A 17,030-nucleotide genomic window follows, 5' to 3' on the forward strand; every position below is an offset into this window, starting at 1 on the left:
TCGACGACCGCCCCGACGGTCGCCCCCCGCGTCAGGCGGACGCTGGCCAGCTTCATCGGTCAGACCGGCGGGGGGACGAAGACACCGTGGTCAGGATCGTTGAACGACTCTCGGGCGATCAGCTCGCTCATCGGGTCCGCAGTGCCCCACTGGTCCTGGTTCTTCGGGTCCGAGATGTCGTAGACGCTGGGGTGCCACTCATCCGTCTCCAGCCGCTCGAGCTCGGTGGTGTACTCCATGGTGTTCCCACTCGGGTCCAGGAAGTACGAGAACGTGTTGTTGCCGGCGAGGTGGCGACCGGGACCCCAGACCTTCTTGATGCCTGCTCGCATGACGCGGCCGGTCCCACGCATGTACTCATCCAGGCCACGCATCTCGAAGGAGACGTGGTGGACGGAGGTGTGGGGGCCGCGAGCGATCGCCAGCGAGTGGTGCCAGTCGTTGCACCGCATGAAGTGCATCATCTCCCCCATGTGGGGACTCGAGAGGCTGTCGCTGTGCTTGAAGCCGAGATGGGTTTCGTACCAGGCCTTTGTGGCTGCGATGTCATTGCTTGTTCACGACGAAGTGCGAGAGGCGGACAGGGATGGCCTCTCCTTCCTCGATCACCCGATGCTGTCGCGTCTCCACGTCGGTCGAGATCTCGACCGTGCGGCCATCGCCGTCGAAAAATCGGAAGCCGTACCCGGAACCCGCGGTCTGCAGTTCGCCCGGCTCACCCACCAGCTGGACGCCCGCGGACCCGAGCTTCGCGGCAAGGGTGTCGACGGCCTCGCGGGACTCGGCCCCGAACGCCAGGGAGATCCAGGCGCTTCTCCGTTGAACGGCGAAGCCGCACGACGTACTGCTCAGGCGAGCCCTCCGCGGCCAGGTACGAGAGGTCACCATCGCTACCGACCTCGCTGAGGCCCCACGTGTCGCGGTAGAACGCCCGCTGGGTGTCGTAGTCCGGTACCGCGAGGTCGACGTGGCGAAGATGGGTGATGCCGAATTCGTTGACGTTTCCGCTCATGGCTGGGGATCCTTCTCGATCGTTGCGGGACGGGTGGTGTCGCTGGTAGGGCGGCGTGGGTTGGACCTCTGCGAAAGGCCGGCGAGATCGGCTGCTCGGGCGGCCTGACGCGGAACGCGGAGGTCCCGGGGGACGCGACGCCGTACGCCTTGGACGGGGGGGACCGACCCGTATCGGCGAACGACGCGGTTCTGGATGCTGCCTATGCCCTCGATGGACATCTCGACGACGTCGCCGACCCTCAGTGCGGGCGGTTCGATGTGGCCTGCTCTGGCCCAGGCCTCGGCCAAAGATCCAGAGGAACACGTGCCGGACGTCAGCACCTCTCCTCTCTTGACCCAGGAGCCACGAGACGCGTGGGAGACCAGCTGCTGAAACGTCCAGCTCATGTGCCCGGATACGTCCGCCCCGACACGCTTTCCGTTGACGCTGACCGACATGGCAAGGTCCAGGAACCCTTCACCGTCAACGTGTCGCTCGAGCTCGTCCGCCGTGACCACCCAGGGGCCGAGGGTGGTCGCGAAGTCCTTTCCCTTGCTGGGGCCAAAGTTCACCCGCATCTCGGCTCGCTGGACGTCCCGGGCCGACCAGTCGTTGACCACGCAATAACCGCCGATTGCGCTTCGTGCCTTCTCGGGCGTTTCGTTCCGGACGTCGCGGCACACGATGGCGCCGAGCGACAAGCCGAAGTCGAGCAGCTCGGTCCCGGGCGGATAGGGGACATCGTCGTGTGGCCCGACCACTGAGTGGGGTGCCATGAACTGGAAGACCGGAGCGGCATACCACTCCTCCGGGACCCCAGGTGTTCCCAGGGCAAGCTGCATGCTCTCGACGTGTGACTCGAAGGTCAGGAAGCCTCGCATCGCGGTCGGGTAGACCGGTGGCAGCAGCACGACCTCGTCAGGGCGCAACCCGTCAGCCTGGGCGGCCTCATCGGCAGCCGATTCGCGGTCCTCCAGGTCGGCGGCCAACAGGGGAACGAGTTCCACTCCCTCGGGGAACGGGTGAAGCCACCACTGTCGACCGTCGCCGACGACGAGCCCGACGCGACGAGTCGTTTCGGCGTCCTCGACAAATCTAAACGCAGCAAGTTTCAAGGCTTCGGCTCTTCATGTCGTGCCTCGGTTCGACCACGGTGCGGACGGGTCCAGAAGTTGTTTTTCATTGGGGTTATTCGTGTTCCATCGTCAAGCAGGGCTGCTCAGCAAGTGAGCGACCTGCGCCATCAGGCCAGGCACATCACCGCGCTCATGGTTCAAGAGCCACTGGGAAAGTTGCAGTGACGCCTCCACGATCGCTTTCGCTCGAGGAAGTCGACGCTCCACGAACTGGTTCCAGAGCTCGTCCGTGACGGCATCAGAAGCCAGCAGTAGCTCGGCCAGTACGGCCGCGTCCTCGAGCGCCTGGGCTGCGCCTTGGGCGAGCGTGGGAGGGCACGTGTGGACTGCATCCCCGATGAGGACGACGCGGCCCCGGTTCCAGGGAGCGTCCAGGACATGGGTCTCGAATGCCGTGTAGTTGACCCGAGACGGATCGGTCATCCCGGCGCGGACGTCGTCCCACGGGCCGTGGTAGGCCTCGGACAGTCCACGCATCACCGCAAGGGATTCCTCTGCGGTCAAACCCGAGCGGTCCTGCCAGTCCTCCACCAGGTAGGCGTACAGAGTCCCTTCACCCGTGGGGCAGTAGCCGGCGATGTAACACGGGCCTCCGTAGACGAGGTCCGTACGGGTCACCGATGGGGGTCGTGGAGCGAAGACCCGCCAGATACCCATCCCCGTGCCTCGAGGCTCCAGCTCGATCCCGAGTGCCTTGCGCGTGGCCGACCGGACGCCGTCAGCCCCCACGACGACGTCGTACCTTCCGGCGGACCCATCCGAGAACGTGACGTTCACACCAGCTCCGTCGTCCACCAACTGGCTGAAGGTCAGGCCGAAGCGAACCTTGACCCCCACCTCGGTTGCCCTGTCGACCAAGATCTTCGCGAGCTCGGGACGGTACATGCCGACGGTCGCTGGAAGGTCGGCTCCCCCGGTGCGGACATCCTCGAGCTCCGCGACGAGGGTGCCGTTCGGATCCGGCGCACGCAGGCCCAGGGTGTCGAACGCGTAGCCGTGCTCGCCGACCTCGTCCCACACACCGAGTTCGCGCAGCACGCGAAGGGCGTTGCCCTGGAGGGTGATACCGGAACCCAGAGCGCTGACGTCTGGCTTGACGTCCACCAAGTCGACCGACACGCCACCTTCGGCGAGGAGGATGGAGACGGCGGTTCCGGCAGCGCCTGCTCCGATGACCAGCACGTTGGAAACGGCAGGCATGTTCTTCTCCTTCGTAAGGGTGGCGGTTCGCAAACCAGCCTCGGGCCGATCGGAAATTGGAGGAAGAGGATGGTTGCGATGCGGGTCATTCGTCGCAGTGATCGAGCGTCTTTCGCTGGGCGCGTCGGTCAGCTCTTGATGCCGCCGCTGAAGCCCTGGATGAACTTCTTCTGGGCGAACACGTAGAAGATCAGGATCGGAACCATGGAAATCAGCACCACGGCGAAGATGAGGTTCCACTGGGAGACCAGCGATCCGACGAAGTTGTACATGACGACCGGCAGGGTTTGCGCGTCGGAGCCGTTGAGGAAGATCAAGGGGGTGAAGAAGTCGTTCCAGACGATCAGCCCCGCCAAGATCGCCACTGTCCCCGTTGCGGGTCCCATCAGAGGGAAGACGACCTTCGTGAACACTTGGAAGGGAGACGCGCCATCGAGCATCGCGGATTCCTCATAGTCCCTGGGTAGCTCACGGAAGAACCCGGCATACAGGAAGACCGCAAGCGGGAGGAGGACCCCCCAGTAGATGAGGATCATCCCGATCCGCGAGCCGACGAGCCCAACCTGCTGCGCTCCGACGTACAGCGGGAGCACCCCGAGCTGGGTCGGCAGGACGATGGCCACCAAGAAGAGGTAGAACGCTCGTCTGCTCCAGCGGCTCGTGCTCCGGATGAGGACGTAGGCGGTGATCGACCCCAGGCCAACCAGGCCGGCAATACTGCCCGCGGTGATGATCAGGCTGCTGAGCAGTCCGTTGAGAATCTGTCCAGACGCGGTGCTCGAGGGGGACAGCAGGGTTTGGAAGTTCTCCAGCGTCGGGGACTTGGGAGGTGCGATCGCAGCCGAGGTGAGGATCTCCTCCCCGGGCTTGAGGGACGTCGTGACCAGGATCCAGAACGGCATCAGCAAGGCCAGGGCAGCCAGCACGACGACAATCTCGAGGAGCAAGGTGCGTTTGGTGTAGCGGAACATGGCTGCTGCTCACGCCCTCTCACGAGTGGCGAGCTGCTGCAGGACCGAGAACGCGAGGATCAGCAGACTGAGCAGGAGCGCAAGTGCGGCTCCGAAGCCGAACTTCCCGAACGCAAACGTCTGCTTGTAGACCTGGGTTGCAAGGGTCTCCGTCGCCCCGGCAGGCCCACCACCGGTGAGGGCCATGACCTGGTCGAAGACACGCAGGCCCTGGATCAGTGTGAGGGTCGTCGCGATGCCGACAGCCGGCCGGATCGTCGGCAGCACGACGAGCCGTAGACGCTGCCAACGGGTTGCACCATCGAGCGCTGCCGCCTCCTCGATCTCGATGGGGACCGTTGCCAAACCGGCCAGGTACACGACCATGACGAACCCGATGTTCTGCCAGATCATCACCGTCAGGATCGAGCCTCTGGCAAGGAGTGGCTCCGCGAGCCACTGGTGCTGCAACGACGTGAGGCCGAGGGACCCGAGCAGCTGGTTGAGAGGGCCATCGAACGCGAAGATGAACCCCCAGACGTAGGAGACCGAGATGGGCGCTAGGACAACCGGCATGAAGAGCAGCGTTCGGAGCAGGTAGCGGGTCTTGAGGTTGCGGTTGAGGGCCAGCGCGAAGGCCAGACCGAGCACATTCGAGATGACGAGGAACCCGAAAGCGAAGATCAGCGTGTTGGCCAGCGACGAGAGGAGCTCGGTCCGCTGGAAGATGTTGCGGAAGTTGTCGAGACCGATGAAGTTGAACGACCCGACGCCCGACCAGTCGGTGAACGCGAAGAACGCCCCGCTGAGGGTGGTGAGGTAGACCGTCGCGATCAGCAGACCCACGCCGGGAGCGGCCCACCACCAGCGGCCGAACGTCAGGCCCTGGTTGCCTTGCCTCTGACGGGTTTGCCTGCGCGACGGCTTGGGTGCCGTCCCTGCAGGGGCGCTGGTGGACGTTGTCATGCTCTCGGAACTCCTCGACGGAAGGTCAGCTCGGCGCGGCATCTGCGGGCGCCGCCGTACGGGAATGAAGATTCGACTCGATTCACTGTGACCCAGCCACTGCGTTCCGGAAAGGCGAGACCTGCGATCCAGCACATCACCGCGACTGATACGAGGACGGCATCCGCTGCGCTGATGCCGTTGATCGGCCTTGAGGCCTTCCCTCTGGTGCCCGGGGACGGCACAGTCGGGGGCGTTCGCAGCCCGTAAAACAAGGAGGAGCTCGATGCCCACCACGATCAAGCGGGGCGTCAGCCTGTACAGCTACCAGGAGGAGTTCTTCCTGAGGCAGATGTCGCTCGAGGACTGCGTGGCTCACGTCGCCGCGGTCGGTGGAACAGGCGTCGAGATCATTCCGGAACAGTCGATCGTCGGTTATCCGCGGCTCAGCCCGGAGTTCCTGGAGCAGTGGCATGGATGGATCGACCGCTACCGACTCGAGACGAGCGCCACCGACCTGTTCCTCGACACCAAGCGCGTCCCTGGCCAGTGGCTCACGCACGATGAGCAGGTCGCTTCGGTGCGCCAGGACATCGACATCGCGGTCGCCCTCGGAGCACCAGTCATCCGCGCGATCATCAACACCCCGCCGGAGGTGATGCGCGACGCGGCCTCGTACGCCGCCGACCACGGGGTCCGCCTCCTGCTCGAGGTTCACGCGCCGTTCCACTATGAGCACCCGTGGATCCTGGAGCACCTCGAGGTGATGCATGCTGACGGAGGTCAGGCCCTCGGCCTGATGCCGGACATGGGGACGTTCGTAGAACGGTTCCCCCGGGTCGTCTCCGAGCGCGCGCTTCGCGACGGGGGGCGACCCGACCTCGTCAAGTACATCGTCGATCTCTACGACGACCACGGCGACACCCACGCGCTGATGGACATCGTCCACTACCGGGGCGGCGGTCCCGTCGAGATGGGCCTCGCCCGGCAGGCCACCCATTTCATCTTCCGCGACCCGCGGGAGCTGCTTCCACACATGCCGCTCATCGGTCACATCCAGGCCAAGTTCTACGAGATGACCGACGACGCCAACGAGTACAGCATCCCCTACGACCGGATCATCCCCGTTCTTGTCGAGGGCGGCTATGACGGCTACCTGTCCAGCGAGTACGAAGGCAACCGCCACATCGAGGATGCCTTTGAGGTCGACAGCCGCGAGCAGGTTCGACGGCAGCACGCGATGTTTGCGCAGCTGCTCGGCGAGAACGACTAAGACGAGGAGGCAGGCACCATGTTCGACAAGTACATCATCTGTGAGGACAGCCTTCGCCCCACCAAGACACCCAAGCCGGGTGCGCAGGTCGAGGTTCGCCTCCCCTACTACCGCGGCCTGGGCCTGTCGATGGTCGAGGCCGTGGATGTGAGCGTTGACGGACAGACCGTCGATCCCCAGGTCACCACCTTGACCGTCCACGGCCGTACCTACCCGTTCTCCGACCTGGGAGGAGTCCTGGACGACCGCTGGGAGATGGGCGAGCACGCCACCGTTGCCTTCCCGCTCGACCGGCCTCTCGAGTCCGGAGTTCACGACATCGACGTGGCAATCCGCCTGCGCATCTCGTACATGCCGGTCCCCGGCGGTGGACGTGACCGCAAGCGCCTCACGCTGCAGGACTGAGCCAGTGCGGCGCGTGCCGCCTGGACGTGGGTCGTCGCCGGAGTTCGGTGCGCAGCACCAGATGCTGCCTGTACCGTGCGAGTTGTGAACGCCGACTGCGGCCAAGCAAACTTGGAGTGTTGACCCTTGCCACGCAACGTCGATCTCAACCTGCTCCCGGCCCTGCAGGCCATCTTGGAAGAACAGAGCGTCACCCGGGGAGCAGCCCGGCTGGGCCTCAGCCAGCCGGCCATGAGCGCCAGCCTGGGAAAACTGCGCCGTCACTTCCGTGACGAGCTGCTGACCCGCAACGGGAACGTCTACGAGCTGACGCCACTTGCCCAGCAGCTGGTCGAGCCGACCCACACGGCGGTTCGTGCCGTCGGTCGCCTCTTCGCGAACGAAGGAGAGTTCGACCCAGCCACGGCTGAACGCGAGTTCACGGTCGTCATGTCCGACTACGCCACGGAGGCTTTGGCGCCGACCGTTTCGCGATTGTTGCGGGCGGCCTCCCCTGGTTCCCGACTGCACATCAACTCGATCACTCCGCAGATCGTCGACACTGCGCCTGACTCCATGCGGACGCGTGACCTGATCGTCATGCCACACGGATTCCTCACGGGCCTTTCGCACCGTGACCTCTATGAGGATGACTGGGTCTGCATCGTCTCTGAGGATGACGAGTCCGCATCGAGGCAGCTGACCATGGACGACCTGGCCAACCGCCCGTGGGCGGTCACCTTTCACCAGCGCACCGCCTTCACGACATCGGTCCAACAGCTCCGGATGCAGGGCGTCGAGCCGAACGTGGAGGTGGTGACGGAGAACTACCTGACTCTCGGCAGTCTCGTCGCCGGCACCAACAGGATCGCCGTGGTGCAGGAACGGCTCGGTCGGATCCTGGAGCGCAAGGGCGAGGTACGCGTCCTGCCGCCGCCTTTCGCCGCGGACCCGCTCGTGGAGACCATGTGGTGGCATCCGACCTACGACAACGACGCGGCTCACAAGTGGTTCCGCGATCTCTTCATCACTGCCGGCATCGAGATCACCTGAACAACAACGAGCCGGTGGGACAGGTCACTGTCCCACCGGCTTGGTTGGTTACTGCGAGGGGTGTGATCAGCCCCAGGCCTTGTCGAGGTCGTTCAGGACGTCGTCCACGGACTTCTGTCCCGTGAGCAGGCCGGTGACTCCGGACCCGAGCGTGTCGTAGACCTCGCCGTTGGGCCAGTCGAGCTGCGGGTAGTTGGCGATGTGCTTGGCGTCGAGGATGCTCTTGATCCCGTCGTACTGGGGCAGGACGGCCGAGGTGTCGATGGCGCCCACGGGAAGGTCACCAGCGGCCTCTGCGGCCGTCTTGGCCTGAGCGGGCTGCGTCATCCACGAGAGGAAGTCCTTGACCAGCTTGGGGCTCTTCGTCTTGGCGTTTCCGGCGACAGCATCCGGCGTGCCTGCCATGAGGTACGTGTCGACCCCGGCGCCCGGCATCGGGAGGACGACCAGTTTCACGGCTCCGTGCGTGGAGTCCATGATGTCCTTGGCGGCACCACCGGGGGCAGCAAAGCCAAACACCTTCCCCTGACCCATGCCGTTGGTCAGTGCGTCGAACCCGGCACCAGCAGCGCCGTCCTGGAAGCACTTCTGGTCGTACAGCTTCTTGACGGTTTCCAGAGCGGTCCGCCAGCCTGCGCTGGTCGCGAACTTGACCTGGCCGGCCTTGCGCTTCGCGTTCCAGTCGGGTTCGGCACCATAGACGGTCGATGCCGCAATGGCGGTGGTGAAGATGCCCGTGTTGGGCGACATCGATCCTGCGAGCGCGAGCAACGCCTTGCCCTTGTCACGGGCCTTGCCGCACTGTGCGATCAGGTCGTCCATCGTGGAGGTCCCGGTCAGCACGACGCCGGCCTGCTTGGCGGCCACGTCGTTGTAGATGAGCCCGGCCGGCGCCAGGTAGACGGGGACGGCGAAAGTCTTGCCGTTGAAGACGAAGAGGCTCTTGGCGTTCTCGGGGATGAACTTCGGGTCGATGTTCGCCGAGATGTCCAGAAGCTTGTTGGCCTTCTGGAGGGGCTCGACGGAGGCGGTCTGACCGCTGCCGGCATTGATGAAGAAGACGTCCGGGCCGCTTCCGGCCGTCAGCTGCGTGGTGAGCGTCTGGTTGTACGACGCGAGGTTGATCGGGTTCGTCTTGATCGTGACGCCCTTGTGCGAAGCGACGTACTGCTCTGCGAGCGTCTGATAGGTGCTCTTGGCGTTCGGGTTGGCGATCTGGTACGAGAAGGTGATCGACTGCGGCTCGGCTGCATTGGCGGCCGAGCCGTTCGAGGAGCTGCAGCCAGCCACGACGGCCCCGAGGAGGACCGGGAGCGCGGCGGCGATGACGCGTCGTGAGTTCGAAGGTGTCATGAGGGTCTTCCTGGCTAGCTGTCAGCCGCTTCGAAGCGGTCAGACATGTGGGTGGTTGTGGCCACTGTCACAGAACGCGGGTGGCGCTGGGAACTCCAGACTTGCGATCATCTGCATCACTGATACGGATGCCTCAGTCGATTTCAGTTGGATGCGAATCACGTTGTGCCACAACGGCTTTCCAAAATCACGCGCCGTCGGCGAAACGCCTACGAGCCGTCCATCATCCGGCGGCACATGGCGTGGTGGCGAGCGACCATCTCGAAGGCGTCCTGATCCTCGAGGTCGAGGTAGGCGTGCCCCTCCCATTCACTCGACATCGTGATCTCGTGGTCAGTCTCGGCGAAGACGTCGAGGATGGCCTGGTAGTCGATCGACGGAGAGGTGAGGTCGTCATCCACGTCATAGAACTTCCCGTGGACATGCCGCACCTGGGGCAGCACCTCGCGCCAGTCCTCCAGGTTCTCCCTGCCGAACATGGTGAAGACGAGCCTCGCCTGTCCAACGGGAAGCTCCGGCTCCCCAAGACCCTTGGCCTCCCCGGCGAAGGCGCCGTACCTCTGGAAGGGCGGCCCCGGGGACTCCCAGGCACGGACGAGGGCATCAACGCCTTCCTCGGACAGACCCGCGGCACGGAGCTTGTCGAGCATTCCGGGTGGGATCGCCCGCATGCACGAGCTGAAGTCCGGAATGAAGCCGAGATGCTCCGACCCGATCCGGTCGTAGGCCTCGCGGGTGGCCAGGACCTTGGGGGTGTTCGGGCCTTCCGGCGCGTGTACCTCCATACCCAGGTGGACGCCCGCTTTGGCCGCGATAGGTTCGAGCAGTTCGAGGACCGCGGGGGTCAAGCCCACCTGGGTACGCACGACCGGAAAACCGAGCTCGCCCGCGAGCTCGATCTGCGGCCCTCATGTACTCGACGCTTTCCTGGGTGTCCATCCAGGCGCCGGCACGACGGGCCACGTCGGCGTTGGAGGCCAAGGACGTCGGCCTGAGCTCGTTGCGGTCCAATGCCTCCCGGAGCGCCTTGAGCTCAGCCTTGTCGACCCTGCCAGGAAAGCCACGCAGGCTCTGGAAGCCGATGAGCTCCAGGCCAGGGCCGAGTCCGCGCCTACCCACCTCGTCGATGAGCTCAGGCAGGGAGAAACGCCCCGCAAGCCACTCGTTGGTCATCGAGTAGAGGGTGACGCCCAGGACGATGCTCATTGGACCACGACCTTTCGCTCGACCCGGGTCCGTTGTACGAGGGCGGTCTCCGGGCCGATGATGATGTACGGGATTCGGGTGGCGAGGGTCAGCTCGACATCGAGCGCCTGGCCAGCCGGCAAGCTGTCCGGCTTGACCACAAGAACCTCCAGCGCGTCTTGGACGAACCACTGCTCGTCGACCAGGTCCGCCAACTCGTCCAGCGTCAGTTCACGACCGTCGCGCCGAACCCTCAGGTCTGCCCGGTCCACGACGTCGGTTCCCAGGCGAAAGTTGATGTCCTCGAGGCACGACAACGGCAGGGATCGGTACCACGGCAGGTGGACGTCGATCTGGTATCCCTCCGGTGTGGCGTGCACGGCCTCAGGACGGAGCACACTGGCTTCAAGGGTCACGGTTGCCTCCTTGGTGGGGTTGAACGACTCACGCGTCGGCTGCGACCGAGCGAATGTGCTTGACCGACTCCCCGGAGGGAACGGTGGGGAAGTACTCGAGTCCGATGGGGCCGGCATACCCCGACGCGCGCAGCACGGCGAGCTGTGCCGCCCAGTCCACACCGCCGCTTCCCGGCTCTCCACGGCCCGGGGAGTCCGCGATCTGCACGTAGTCGATGAGGCCTGCCGCGTTGGCCAGCTCAGTCGCCGGGTCTTCGCCTTCGGTGATCGAGTGGTACAGGTCGTAGAGGATCCCGAAGGAGTCCGAACCCACACCCCGGGCGACGATGACGGCGTCTGCCGTTCGATCCGTGAGTGCGCCCGGGTGGTCGACGCGCGTATTCACCGGCTCGAGGACCAGCTTCACGCCGGAGTCCTTGGTTCGCTCCACCGCCTGGGAGAAGACGTCGACAAGACGGGCGAGGTTCTGGGTGCGCTTCTGGCCCGGGAAACCGACTCCGGACCCCAGGACGATTCGCGGGCACCCGAGCCGGCGGGCGTGTTCGATCCCACGGTCGAGCCCCTCGAAGAAGGCATCCAGCGTTTCCCAGGGGAGGGCGAAGTTCGTTCGCGGCTCGGCGAGAACGGAGGTGAGGCTCACCCCGGTCTCGGTCAGCGCCTTACCCAGCGCGTCGACATCCACGGTGGACGTGCCCCACATCTCGACGGCGTCGAAGCCGGCTGCCGCCGCGGCGCGCACTCGGTCGGGGTGTTCGCCGGCTTCGGTGAACAGCAGTTCGATGTTAGGAGAGAGCTGGTACACGGTGGAGCCTTTCGTTGGTCGCGCGGACGCGCGGGGTGTCAGTGGCGGCACGGCTGGGTATGCGGTGGGTTCGCTCAGGCATCGGCCGCTCGCTCCTGCTCGACCATCGGCCGCAGCTCACGCTGCACGAGGTACCCGGCCAGCAGGGTGCTGGCGGCAGGGTGCGGGCTCTGGTCACTCTCGACGACGATCCAGCCGGAGTAGCCGGTCCGGATCAGGGCTTGGGTGACTGCCGGGAAGTCGACCAGCCCGCCGTCGGCCCCGGGCTCGGCGAACCATCGTGGGATCTCGCGTTCGCCACCGCGCACCCGGACCGTCCAGTGGGCATGGGGCTCGAGGTACTCCTCGCCCTCGTCGACGGCCAGGGCGTCCTTGAACTGCACGTGGACCACCCGCTCAGCGTGCTTCTCGATGACGGCGACGGGATCCAGGCCCGCAGCGGTGAGCTCGCCGGTGTCGACGACGAGTCCGACGAGCTCCGGATCGGTGAGATCCAGCAGTTTGTCGAGGGCATCTCCGCGACGAAGCGCCGACAGGAAGTCGACGTGCAGCGCCGTGCGTATGCCGTGCCTCGCCGTGGCGGCGCCGACCGCCTCCCAGCAGTGCGCCAGCCGGGCGAGCGCGGCATCGTCGATGGCCTCGGTGTCGCCGGCGCCCGGCACGGGCCGGACCAGCAGAACGGACCCGCCAAGCTCGGCCAACGCCTCGGCGAACCACGCGGCTCGCTCGACGATGATGGGAACGTCAGCCTCGAGGAGGGGCGACAGGGGCCCAGTCAGGTGTTCCATCGAGCGTTCCTGCGGATCCCAGTACCAGCTGGACACGGTGTCTATGGCGCACTCGTCCAACAGGTTTCGAAGGCCGGCAACGGAACCGAAGTTCGCCGCGAGCTGCTGGGGGTTGCCGAGCGGCTCCCACCGCCCGGTGCCCGCAGTGAGCTCGACGCCCTCGAACCCGGCGATGGAGATCGTCTTGAGTGCGCGCTCGTGCTGCTCACGGCGGACGAAGTCGTCGAACTGTGGCTTCCACTGGTTGATGGCGTAGCCCCACCTGATGCCAGTCATGAGTAGATCCGTTCCAGGACGTTGCTCGCGTACCAGCGGGAGACGGCGGTGCTCTCGGAGTAGTCGCCGCCTTCCTTGTTGGCCTTGTCGTGCTCGACCGAGATCCAGCCCCGGTAGCCGTTGTCCCTGACCGCGGTCATCATCGACTCGAAGTCCACCAGGCCCTGCGACGTGCCCATCTCGTAGAACCACTTGCCGGTCGTAGGCGCCATGATCTCCGAGTCGGGACGCTGTCGGTGGTCATCGCCGAGTGCCACGTGGTGCGTGTCCTTGAAGTGGAACCCGCTCACTCGGTGTGCGTGCCTGTTGTAGAGCGCGACCGGGTCCACGCCGGCTATGCAGTGCTGCGCGGTGTCGACGAAGAGCGACACGTACTGCGGGTCGGTGTGCGAGTAGAAGGTGTCGATGTCCGCTTCACTCTGGATCCCGCAGAAGAACTCGTGGTGGCACGTGAGTCGCACCCCGTGGCTCGCGGTGATCTCGCCGACCTTGTTCCACAGCTCGGCTGTGGTCTTGAGCTTGTCCTCGGTGATGGGCTCCATGTCGTAGTAGAGCGTCGCGGGCATGACGATGATGTTGTCCAGCTGGATCTCCGACCAGCGCCCCATGGTGACGCGGAAGTCCTCGAGGATGTTCTCGTGCGTCTCCGCCAGGTGGGGGCGTAGTTGCGGGTGTCGTAGTCAGCCGCGTGGAAGGTGTGTTGACGATGCGTTCGAGGCCGTGGTCCTGCACCATCTGCTGGTACTTCGCGGGGCCGCCGTAGTCGCCATACATCTGCCAGATGCGGAAGTCGAAGGTGTCGATCGCGTCGAAGCCGGTTGCCTTGACCTGCTTGAGGCACGCGGACATGGTCTTGTGCGAGTGCCATTGGTCCACCGGTCCTGAAGGGCCGTTGCTACGCCAGTGGTCCATGTAGCTCCACTTGATGCGGCGCTCCCCTGCGCCATCCTGTTGCGTCATCGCGCCACGACCTGTTCGCCTGCGGCCACCTGTCGCAAGTACCCGAGCGCGTCGGCTGTCGACGCGATGGTGGGGTAGCACTCGACCCCGACCGCGCCGGCATACCCGACTTGGTCGAGCAGCGCGAAGGCGGCCGGCCAGTCAATGGCGCCGCTGCCCGGCTCTCCCCTGCCGGGGGCATCCGCAATCTGCACGTGGGCGACCACGTCGATGACCTCAGGAAGCACGACGGTCGGGTCCTCGCCCTCGACGACGGAGTGGTACAGGTCGTAGAGGACACGGGCATGCGGGGAGTCGACCCCGCGGACGACGGCCACCGAGTCGGAGGTCATGCTGGTCAGCACGCCCGGGTGGTCCATCCGGGTGTTGACGGCCTCGACCAGCAGAGTGACGTCGGCATCGGCCGCGATCTCGGCGGCGCCAGCGACCGCCTCCGTCATGATCCCGATCTGGACCGGTCGCTTGAGATAGGGAACGGCCGGGCCGGACCCGACGACGACGTACGGACACTTGAGCCGCACCGCATCGGCGACGGTCCGTCGAACGTCGTCGAGGAAGCCCGCGTGGGTGTCCTTGAGGACGAGCCGAGTTGTCCGAGGGTCGACGAGCACCGTCCACAGCTGGACACCCGTCTCGTCGAGGGCAGCCTCGAGCGCGTCGAGGTCCTTGTCGTGGGTCCAGAAGATCTCGGCCTTGGTGAACCCGGCCCGGGAAGCGGCACGCACACGGGAGGCGAGGTCTTCGCCAGCCTCCTGGAACATGTACTCCAGGTTGACCGAGAGGGAGTCGAGCCGGTTCACCGGAACGAGTCCTCGAACGTGCCGTACGGGCGCGGCGGTTCCGGAGCGAGCTTCTGGGCGGTGTCGTTGGCGTACGGCTCGTACTTCTCCGTCACGATCGGGCCGTCAACCGTGGGAAGGAAGACCGGCTTGCCGTCGTCACCGAACCATGCCAGCTGCGAGTCGTGGCTGTGCTGGTTGTCCTTGGCGAAGCTGATCCAGTCGCGGTTGAACGGCGCTCTGGCCACCTCGTAGCAACGGAAGTGCCAGATCCGCCATGCGCCGTCCTGCTTGATGAAGTCGACGCCGTACTTGCACCACACCCAGTGGGCCCACACCGGCTTGCCGTCGACCTCGCCACCGGAGAACACATACGGCGGAACATCCTTGGCGATCTCTGGATCCATGAGCCCGGACTCCAGGCCCGCCATGATCCAGATGCCCTTGGCGGTGGTTCCCTCGGAGGGAGACCTCGACCACGGGCGTGGTCGTGTAGTGGAACAAGAGCTTGCCAACAGGTCGTGGACGTCCGCGGTGGTATGCCGTGACCGACTCGTACGTCGAATACTCGCCGACATTGTTGTAGCGGGACCGGATCCCTTCCGTACCAGGCTTCGCCCACAGCTCGTCGATGATTCGCTCGTCCTCATAAGCGTTGTGGTAGTGCATGTAGCGGTTGAACACGTTCTCCACCGCGCCGCGGTCAGCAGCCCGAACCGCTTCGAGCTCGGTGGCCTCCACTCGTGCCTCCAGCTCCGTCAGGCGCTGGAGCAGGGTGGTGTCGTCAATGGTGGTCATCGTGCCTCTTCCGTCTGTGCTCGGGTTTGGGTGGTTGCGAGGCGCTCGATCAGGGCGTCGGCGCCGCGCACGGCGAGCGCGACGCTGGTCAGCGTGGGGTTGCACGAGTTCGCGGTCGGAATCAGGCCGTTGCCGGCCAGGACGAGCCCGTTCACACCCCAGACCCGCGAATCGGGGTCGCAGACGCTGGTGCCGTCGTCGTGTGCCCCCATGCGGACCGTGCCCATGTAGTGCAGGGAGCTTCCTGGTGGCATCACGACTGGCATCCCGTCGATGAAGGTTCCCAAGGCGGCTGCAGCGCGGTCCAGGAAGTCCCGGGCGTGGTCGAGTTCGGCCTCTTCGCGTTGCGTGACCTCGTAGGCAATCCTGATGCCCGGCAGCTGGTTCTCGTCGGGTTCATCGTCAACGAACAGAAGTCGGTCTTCGGCGCGCGGCCACTTCCGGACCCCCCAGCCCATGCCGACATAGCCTCCGGGATTGCCGATGAAAGGGCTGTCCGGCGGGAGCGGGATCGGGCACACCGGGCTGTAGATGAGCTGTGCGTGGAATGGGTGGAGCTCCTGGTCGAAGCGAATCCCCACCACCACGCGAACCGGGTCGACCGGAGCAGCAGCTGCACCGACTGGCGGGAGCAGCCCTTCCTTGACCGCGACGACACCGAAGATGAGCGGGTGCTCGGTCAGGTACCGACCCAGTGCCTCGGGCCTGATCCCCGATGCCCACAGCAGCTGGGGGGTTCGCAGGGCATCGGCGGCAACGACGACCGCGTCAGCCCGTTCTTGGGTCTCGGCTCCGGTGGCGACATCGCGCAGGATGGCGCCCACGACCGTGTCGTCCTCGACGATGAGGCGTACGGCAAGGGTTCCTGTCCGGAGCTCGAATCGATCCGACTTCGCCCCCGGTGTGGCGAGCTCCCCCAGCACCACATCCGTGCCAGACCAGCGCATCGAGCCGTCGGCCCGGGGGTCGCCGGCGACAGGGAGCGGTTGGACGAGCAGACCGTCCGCTGCGAACTCGTCCGCGACGAGTCCCAGGAGTGCCGCAGCCTGCGGCGCACCACTGAACGCTTCGTGGGTGGTGTGCAGGAGTCGCTCTGCCTCGTCGAGCAGGTCGTCCAACTCCGCTTCGAGGAAGTCGATGCGCTCGGTGCCTATCGGCCGCGGGGTTGCGCACGTCCAGTGGGCCCCCTGACCTCCGACACAGGTCGCAGCCGCAGCAGCCGGCATACCGGTGCTTCCCTCAGCCGCGCGCCCGACCAGGTGTGTTCCCTGCCGCGCGGTGACCGTGCCCTCCATGCCGCCCGTGGGGATGCCAGCCATCCCTGCACGACCAGCGGCGGGCCCTTGCGAAGCGAGCTTGGCTGCCGTCTGCTCCTCCTTGTCCGCGATGTTGCGCACGTTCATGCCGAGAGGGTCGCTGAGCGCGGGGCCGGCCTCGACCATCAGGACCGAGACGGAGTCGCTTCGCTCCAGTAGACGACGGGCGTACACCGCTCCCGTCGGTCCGGACCCGATGACGATGACCTTGAGGCGGTCGCTGCTCATGCGCGCATCTCCCCTGCGCCCGCCAGCCAGCTGCGAAGCTGCTTTCGATCACGGCGGATGGAGCTGACGACGTTGGCGATGACGACTCCGAGTGCCGCCGGTCCCGCGGACGAGCCAGCGTTGACGAGCAGTGCGGTGAGCTGGCGCTCGTCGAACTCTGTGGTCAGGACTGCCTGCCGGATGGTGGAGATCAC

General features: G+C 65.6%; 19 protein-coding genes and 1 pseudogene. 3 read left to right on the forward strand and 17 right to left on the reverse strand.

All coding sequences use genetic code 11. The features are described 5' to 3' along the window. Positions 1 to 59 precede the first annotated feature (59 nt). The 6 genes from GKE56_RS17320 to GKE56_RS07305 form a co-directional block, all read right to left on the reverse strand. Positions 60 to 545 carry a VOC family protein gene (locus tag GKE56_RS17320; RefSeq protein WP_230209300.1) on the reverse strand — a complete coding sequence of 162 codons (486 nt, stop codon included), beginning with the start codon at positions 543 to 545 and terminating at the stop codon, positions 60 to 62. A 1-nt stretch (position 546) separates the two neighbouring features. Then, a complete protein-coding gene (locus GKE56_RS17325) occupies positions 547 to 888 on the reverse strand; it encodes a hypothetical protein (protein ID WP_230209257.1) in 342 nt (113 codons plus the stop codon). A 120-nt stretch (positions 889 to 1,008) separates the two neighbouring features. Next, entirely contained in the window at positions 1,009 to 2,109 is a 1,101-nt protein-coding gene (locus tag GKE56_RS07290) for a fumarylacetoacetate hydrolase family protein (RefSeq protein WP_154683977.1), read from the reverse strand. A 90-nt stretch (positions 2,110 to 2,199) separates the two neighbouring features. After that, a complete protein-coding gene (locus GKE56_RS07295; protein WP_154683978.1) occupies positions 2,200 to 3,330 on the reverse strand; it encodes an FAD-dependent monooxygenase in 1,131 nt (376 codons plus the stop codon). A 128-nt stretch (positions 3,331 to 3,458) separates the two neighbouring features. Further along, positions 3,459 to 4,301 carry a carbohydrate ABC transporter permease gene (locus tag GKE56_RS07300; RefSeq protein ID WP_154683979.1) on the reverse strand — a complete coding sequence of 281 codons (843 nt, stop codon included), beginning with the start codon at positions 4,299 to 4,301 and terminating at the stop codon, positions 3,459 to 3,461. Between the two features lie 9 nt (positions 4,302 to 4,310). Continuing rightward, positions 4,311 to 5,126 (reverse strand): carbohydrate ABC transporter permease, encoded by an 816-nt coding sequence (locus tag GKE56_RS07305; protein WP_230209258.1) that lies wholly within the window; start codon positions 5,124 to 5,126, stop codon positions 4,311 to 4,313. A 385-nt stretch (positions 5,127 to 5,511) separates the two neighbouring features. Between GKE56_RS07305 and GKE56_RS07310 the strand changes: the two genes are divergently transcribed. The 3 genes from GKE56_RS07310 (at position 5,512) to GKE56_RS07320 (ending at position 7,935) form a co-directional block, all read left to right on the forward strand. Next, complete coding sequence (locus tag GKE56_RS07310; protein WP_154683981.1) at positions 5,512 to 6,498, forward strand: sugar phosphate isomerase/epimerase; 987 nt, start codon at positions 5,512 to 5,514, stop codon at positions 6,496 to 6,498. A gap of 18 nt (positions 6,499 to 6,516) precedes the next feature. Beyond that, positions 6,517 to 6,903 carry a DUF6379 domain-containing protein gene (locus GKE56_RS07315; protein WP_154683982.1) on the forward strand — a complete coding sequence of 129 codons (387 nt, stop codon included), beginning with the start codon at positions 6,517 to 6,519 and terminating at the stop codon, positions 6,901 to 6,903. 126 nt (positions 6,904 to 7,029) lie between these two features. Beyond that, positions 7,030 to 7,935 (forward strand): LysR family transcriptional regulator, encoded by a 906-nt coding sequence (locus tag GKE56_RS07320; RefSeq protein ID WP_154683983.1) that lies wholly within the window; start codon positions 7,030 to 7,032, stop codon positions 7,933 to 7,935. Between the two features lie 66 nt (positions 7,936 to 8,001). On the opposite strand, the gene GKE56_RS07325 is transcribed toward GKE56_RS07320, so the two are convergent. The 11 genes and pseudogenes from GKE56_RS07325 to GKE56_RS07370 all read right to left on the reverse strand — a co-directional run bounded on the left by GKE56_RS07325 (position 8,002) and on the right by GKE56_RS07370 (position 17,030). Further along, positions 8,002 to 9,288 (reverse strand): ABC transporter substrate-binding protein, encoded by a 1,287-nt coding sequence (locus tag GKE56_RS07325; RefSeq protein ID WP_154683984.1) that lies wholly within the window; start codon positions 9,286 to 9,288, stop codon positions 8,002 to 8,004. Positions 9,289 to 9,497: 209 nt separating this feature from the next. After that, positions 9,498 to 10,136 (reverse strand): hypothetical protein, encoded by a 639-nt coding sequence (locus GKE56_RS07330; RefSeq protein WP_154683985.1) that lies wholly within the window; start codon positions 10,134 to 10,136, stop codon positions 9,498 to 9,500. 354 nt (positions 10,137 to 10,490) lie between these two features. Further along, complete coding sequence (locus GKE56_RS07335) at positions 10,491 to 10,889, reverse strand: DUF6379 domain-containing protein (RefSeq protein WP_154683986.1); 399 nt, start codon at positions 10,887 to 10,889, stop codon at positions 10,491 to 10,493. A 28-nt stretch (positions 10,890 to 10,917) separates the two neighbouring features. Beyond that, a complete protein-coding gene (locus GKE56_RS07340) occupies positions 10,918 to 11,691 on the reverse strand; it encodes a TIM barrel protein (protein WP_154683987.1) in 774 nt (257 codons plus the stop codon). 74 nt (positions 11,692 to 11,765) lie between these two features. Next, positions 11,766 to 12,755, reverse strand: coding sequence for a sugar phosphate isomerase/epimerase (locus tag GKE56_RS07345; protein WP_154683988.1), 990 nt, complete (start codon positions 12,753 to 12,755; stop codon positions 11,766 to 11,768). Beyond that, a complete protein-coding gene (locus GKE56_RS17330) occupies positions 12,752 to 13,363 on the reverse strand; it encodes a sugar phosphate isomerase/epimerase (RefSeq protein WP_230209259.1) in 612 nt (203 codons plus the stop codon). The genes GKE56_RS07345 and GKE56_RS17330 overlap by 4 nt, the downstream gene beginning before the upstream one ends. Before the next feature lie 348 nt (positions 13,364 to 13,711). Next, positions 13,712 to 14,515, reverse strand: a complete 804-nt coding sequence (locus GKE56_RS07355; RefSeq protein ID WP_230209260.1) for a TIM barrel protein — start codon at positions 14,513 to 14,515, stop codon at positions 13,712 to 13,714. Then, the gene (locus tag GKE56_RS17335; protein WP_230209363.1) at positions 14,512 to 14,925 is read right to left on the reverse strand and encodes a nuclear transport factor 2 family protein; all 414 of its coding nucleotides are present in this window, start codon (positions 14,923 to 14,925) and stop codon (positions 14,512 to 14,514) included. Before GKE56_RS17335 ends, GKE56_RS07355 begins: the two co-directional genes overlap by 4 nt. A gap of 61 nt (positions 14,926 to 14,986) precedes the next feature. Next, positions 14,987 to 15,292: pseudogene (locus GKE56_RS18205) on the reverse strand (nuclear transport factor 2 family protein); the annotation flags it as partial. Then, positions 15,289 to 16,836, reverse strand: coding sequence for a GMC oxidoreductase (locus GKE56_RS07365; protein ID WP_154683989.1), 1,548 nt, complete (start codon positions 16,834 to 16,836; stop codon positions 15,289 to 15,291). The pseudogene GKE56_RS18205 and the gene GKE56_RS07365, both read right to left, overlap by 4 nt. Next, on the reverse strand, positions 16,833 to 17,030 hold the full coding sequence (locus GKE56_RS07370; RefSeq protein ID WP_154683990.1) for a hypothetical protein: 198 nt from the start codon (positions 17,028 to 17,030) through the stop codon (positions 16,833 to 16,835). Before GKE56_RS07370 ends, GKE56_RS07365 begins: the two co-directional genes overlap by 4 nt.

The organism is Nostocoides sp. HKS02 (genome assembly GCF_009707485.1).
Taxonomy (GTDB): Bacteria; Actinomycetota; Actinomycetes; order Actinomycetales; family Dermatophilaceae; genus Pedococcus.

Excerpts from the sequence above, each read along its gene's own strand:
- GKE56_RS07345 (WP_154683988.1), bottom strand. The coding sequence starts at position 12,755 with ATGACTGGCATCAGGTGGGGCTACGCCATCAACCAGTGGAAGCCACAG.
- GKE56_RS17325 (WP_230209257.1), bottom strand. The coding sequence starts at position 888 with ATGGTGACCTCTCGTACCTGGCCGCGGAGGGCTCGCCTGAGCAGTACG.
- GKE56_RS17335 (WP_230209363.1), bottom strand. The coding sequence starts at position 14,925 with ATGGCGGGCCTGGAGTCCGGGCTCATGGATCCAGAGATCGCCAAGGAT.
- GKE56_RS07325 (WP_154683984.1), bottom strand. The coding sequence starts at position 9,288 with ATGACACCTTCGAACTCACGACGCGTCATCGCCGCCGCGCTCCCGGTC.
- GKE56_RS07315 (WP_154683982.1), top strand. The coding sequence starts at position 6,517 with ATGTTCGACAAGTACATCATCTGTGAGGACAGCCTTCGCCCCACCAAG.
- GKE56_RS07310 (WP_154683981.1), top strand. The coding sequence starts at position 5,512 with ATGCCCACCACGATCAAGCGGGGCGTCAGCCTGTACAGCTACCAGGAG.
- GKE56_RS07365 (WP_154683989.1), bottom strand. The coding sequence starts at position 16,836 with ATGAGCAGCGACCGCCTCAAGGTCATCGTCATCGGGTCCGGACCGACG.
- GKE56_RS07295 (WP_154683978.1), bottom strand. The coding sequence starts at position 3,330 with ATGCCTGCCGTTTCCAACGTGCTGGTCATCGGAGCAGGCGCTGCCGGA.
- GKE56_RS07300 (WP_154683979.1), bottom strand. The coding sequence starts at position 4,301 with ATGTTCCGCTACACCAAACGCACCTTGCTCCTCGAGATTGTCGTCGTG.
- GKE56_RS17330 (WP_230209259.1), bottom strand. The coding sequence starts at position 13,363 with ATGGGGCGCTGGTCGGAGATCCAGCTGGACAACATCATCGTCATGCCC.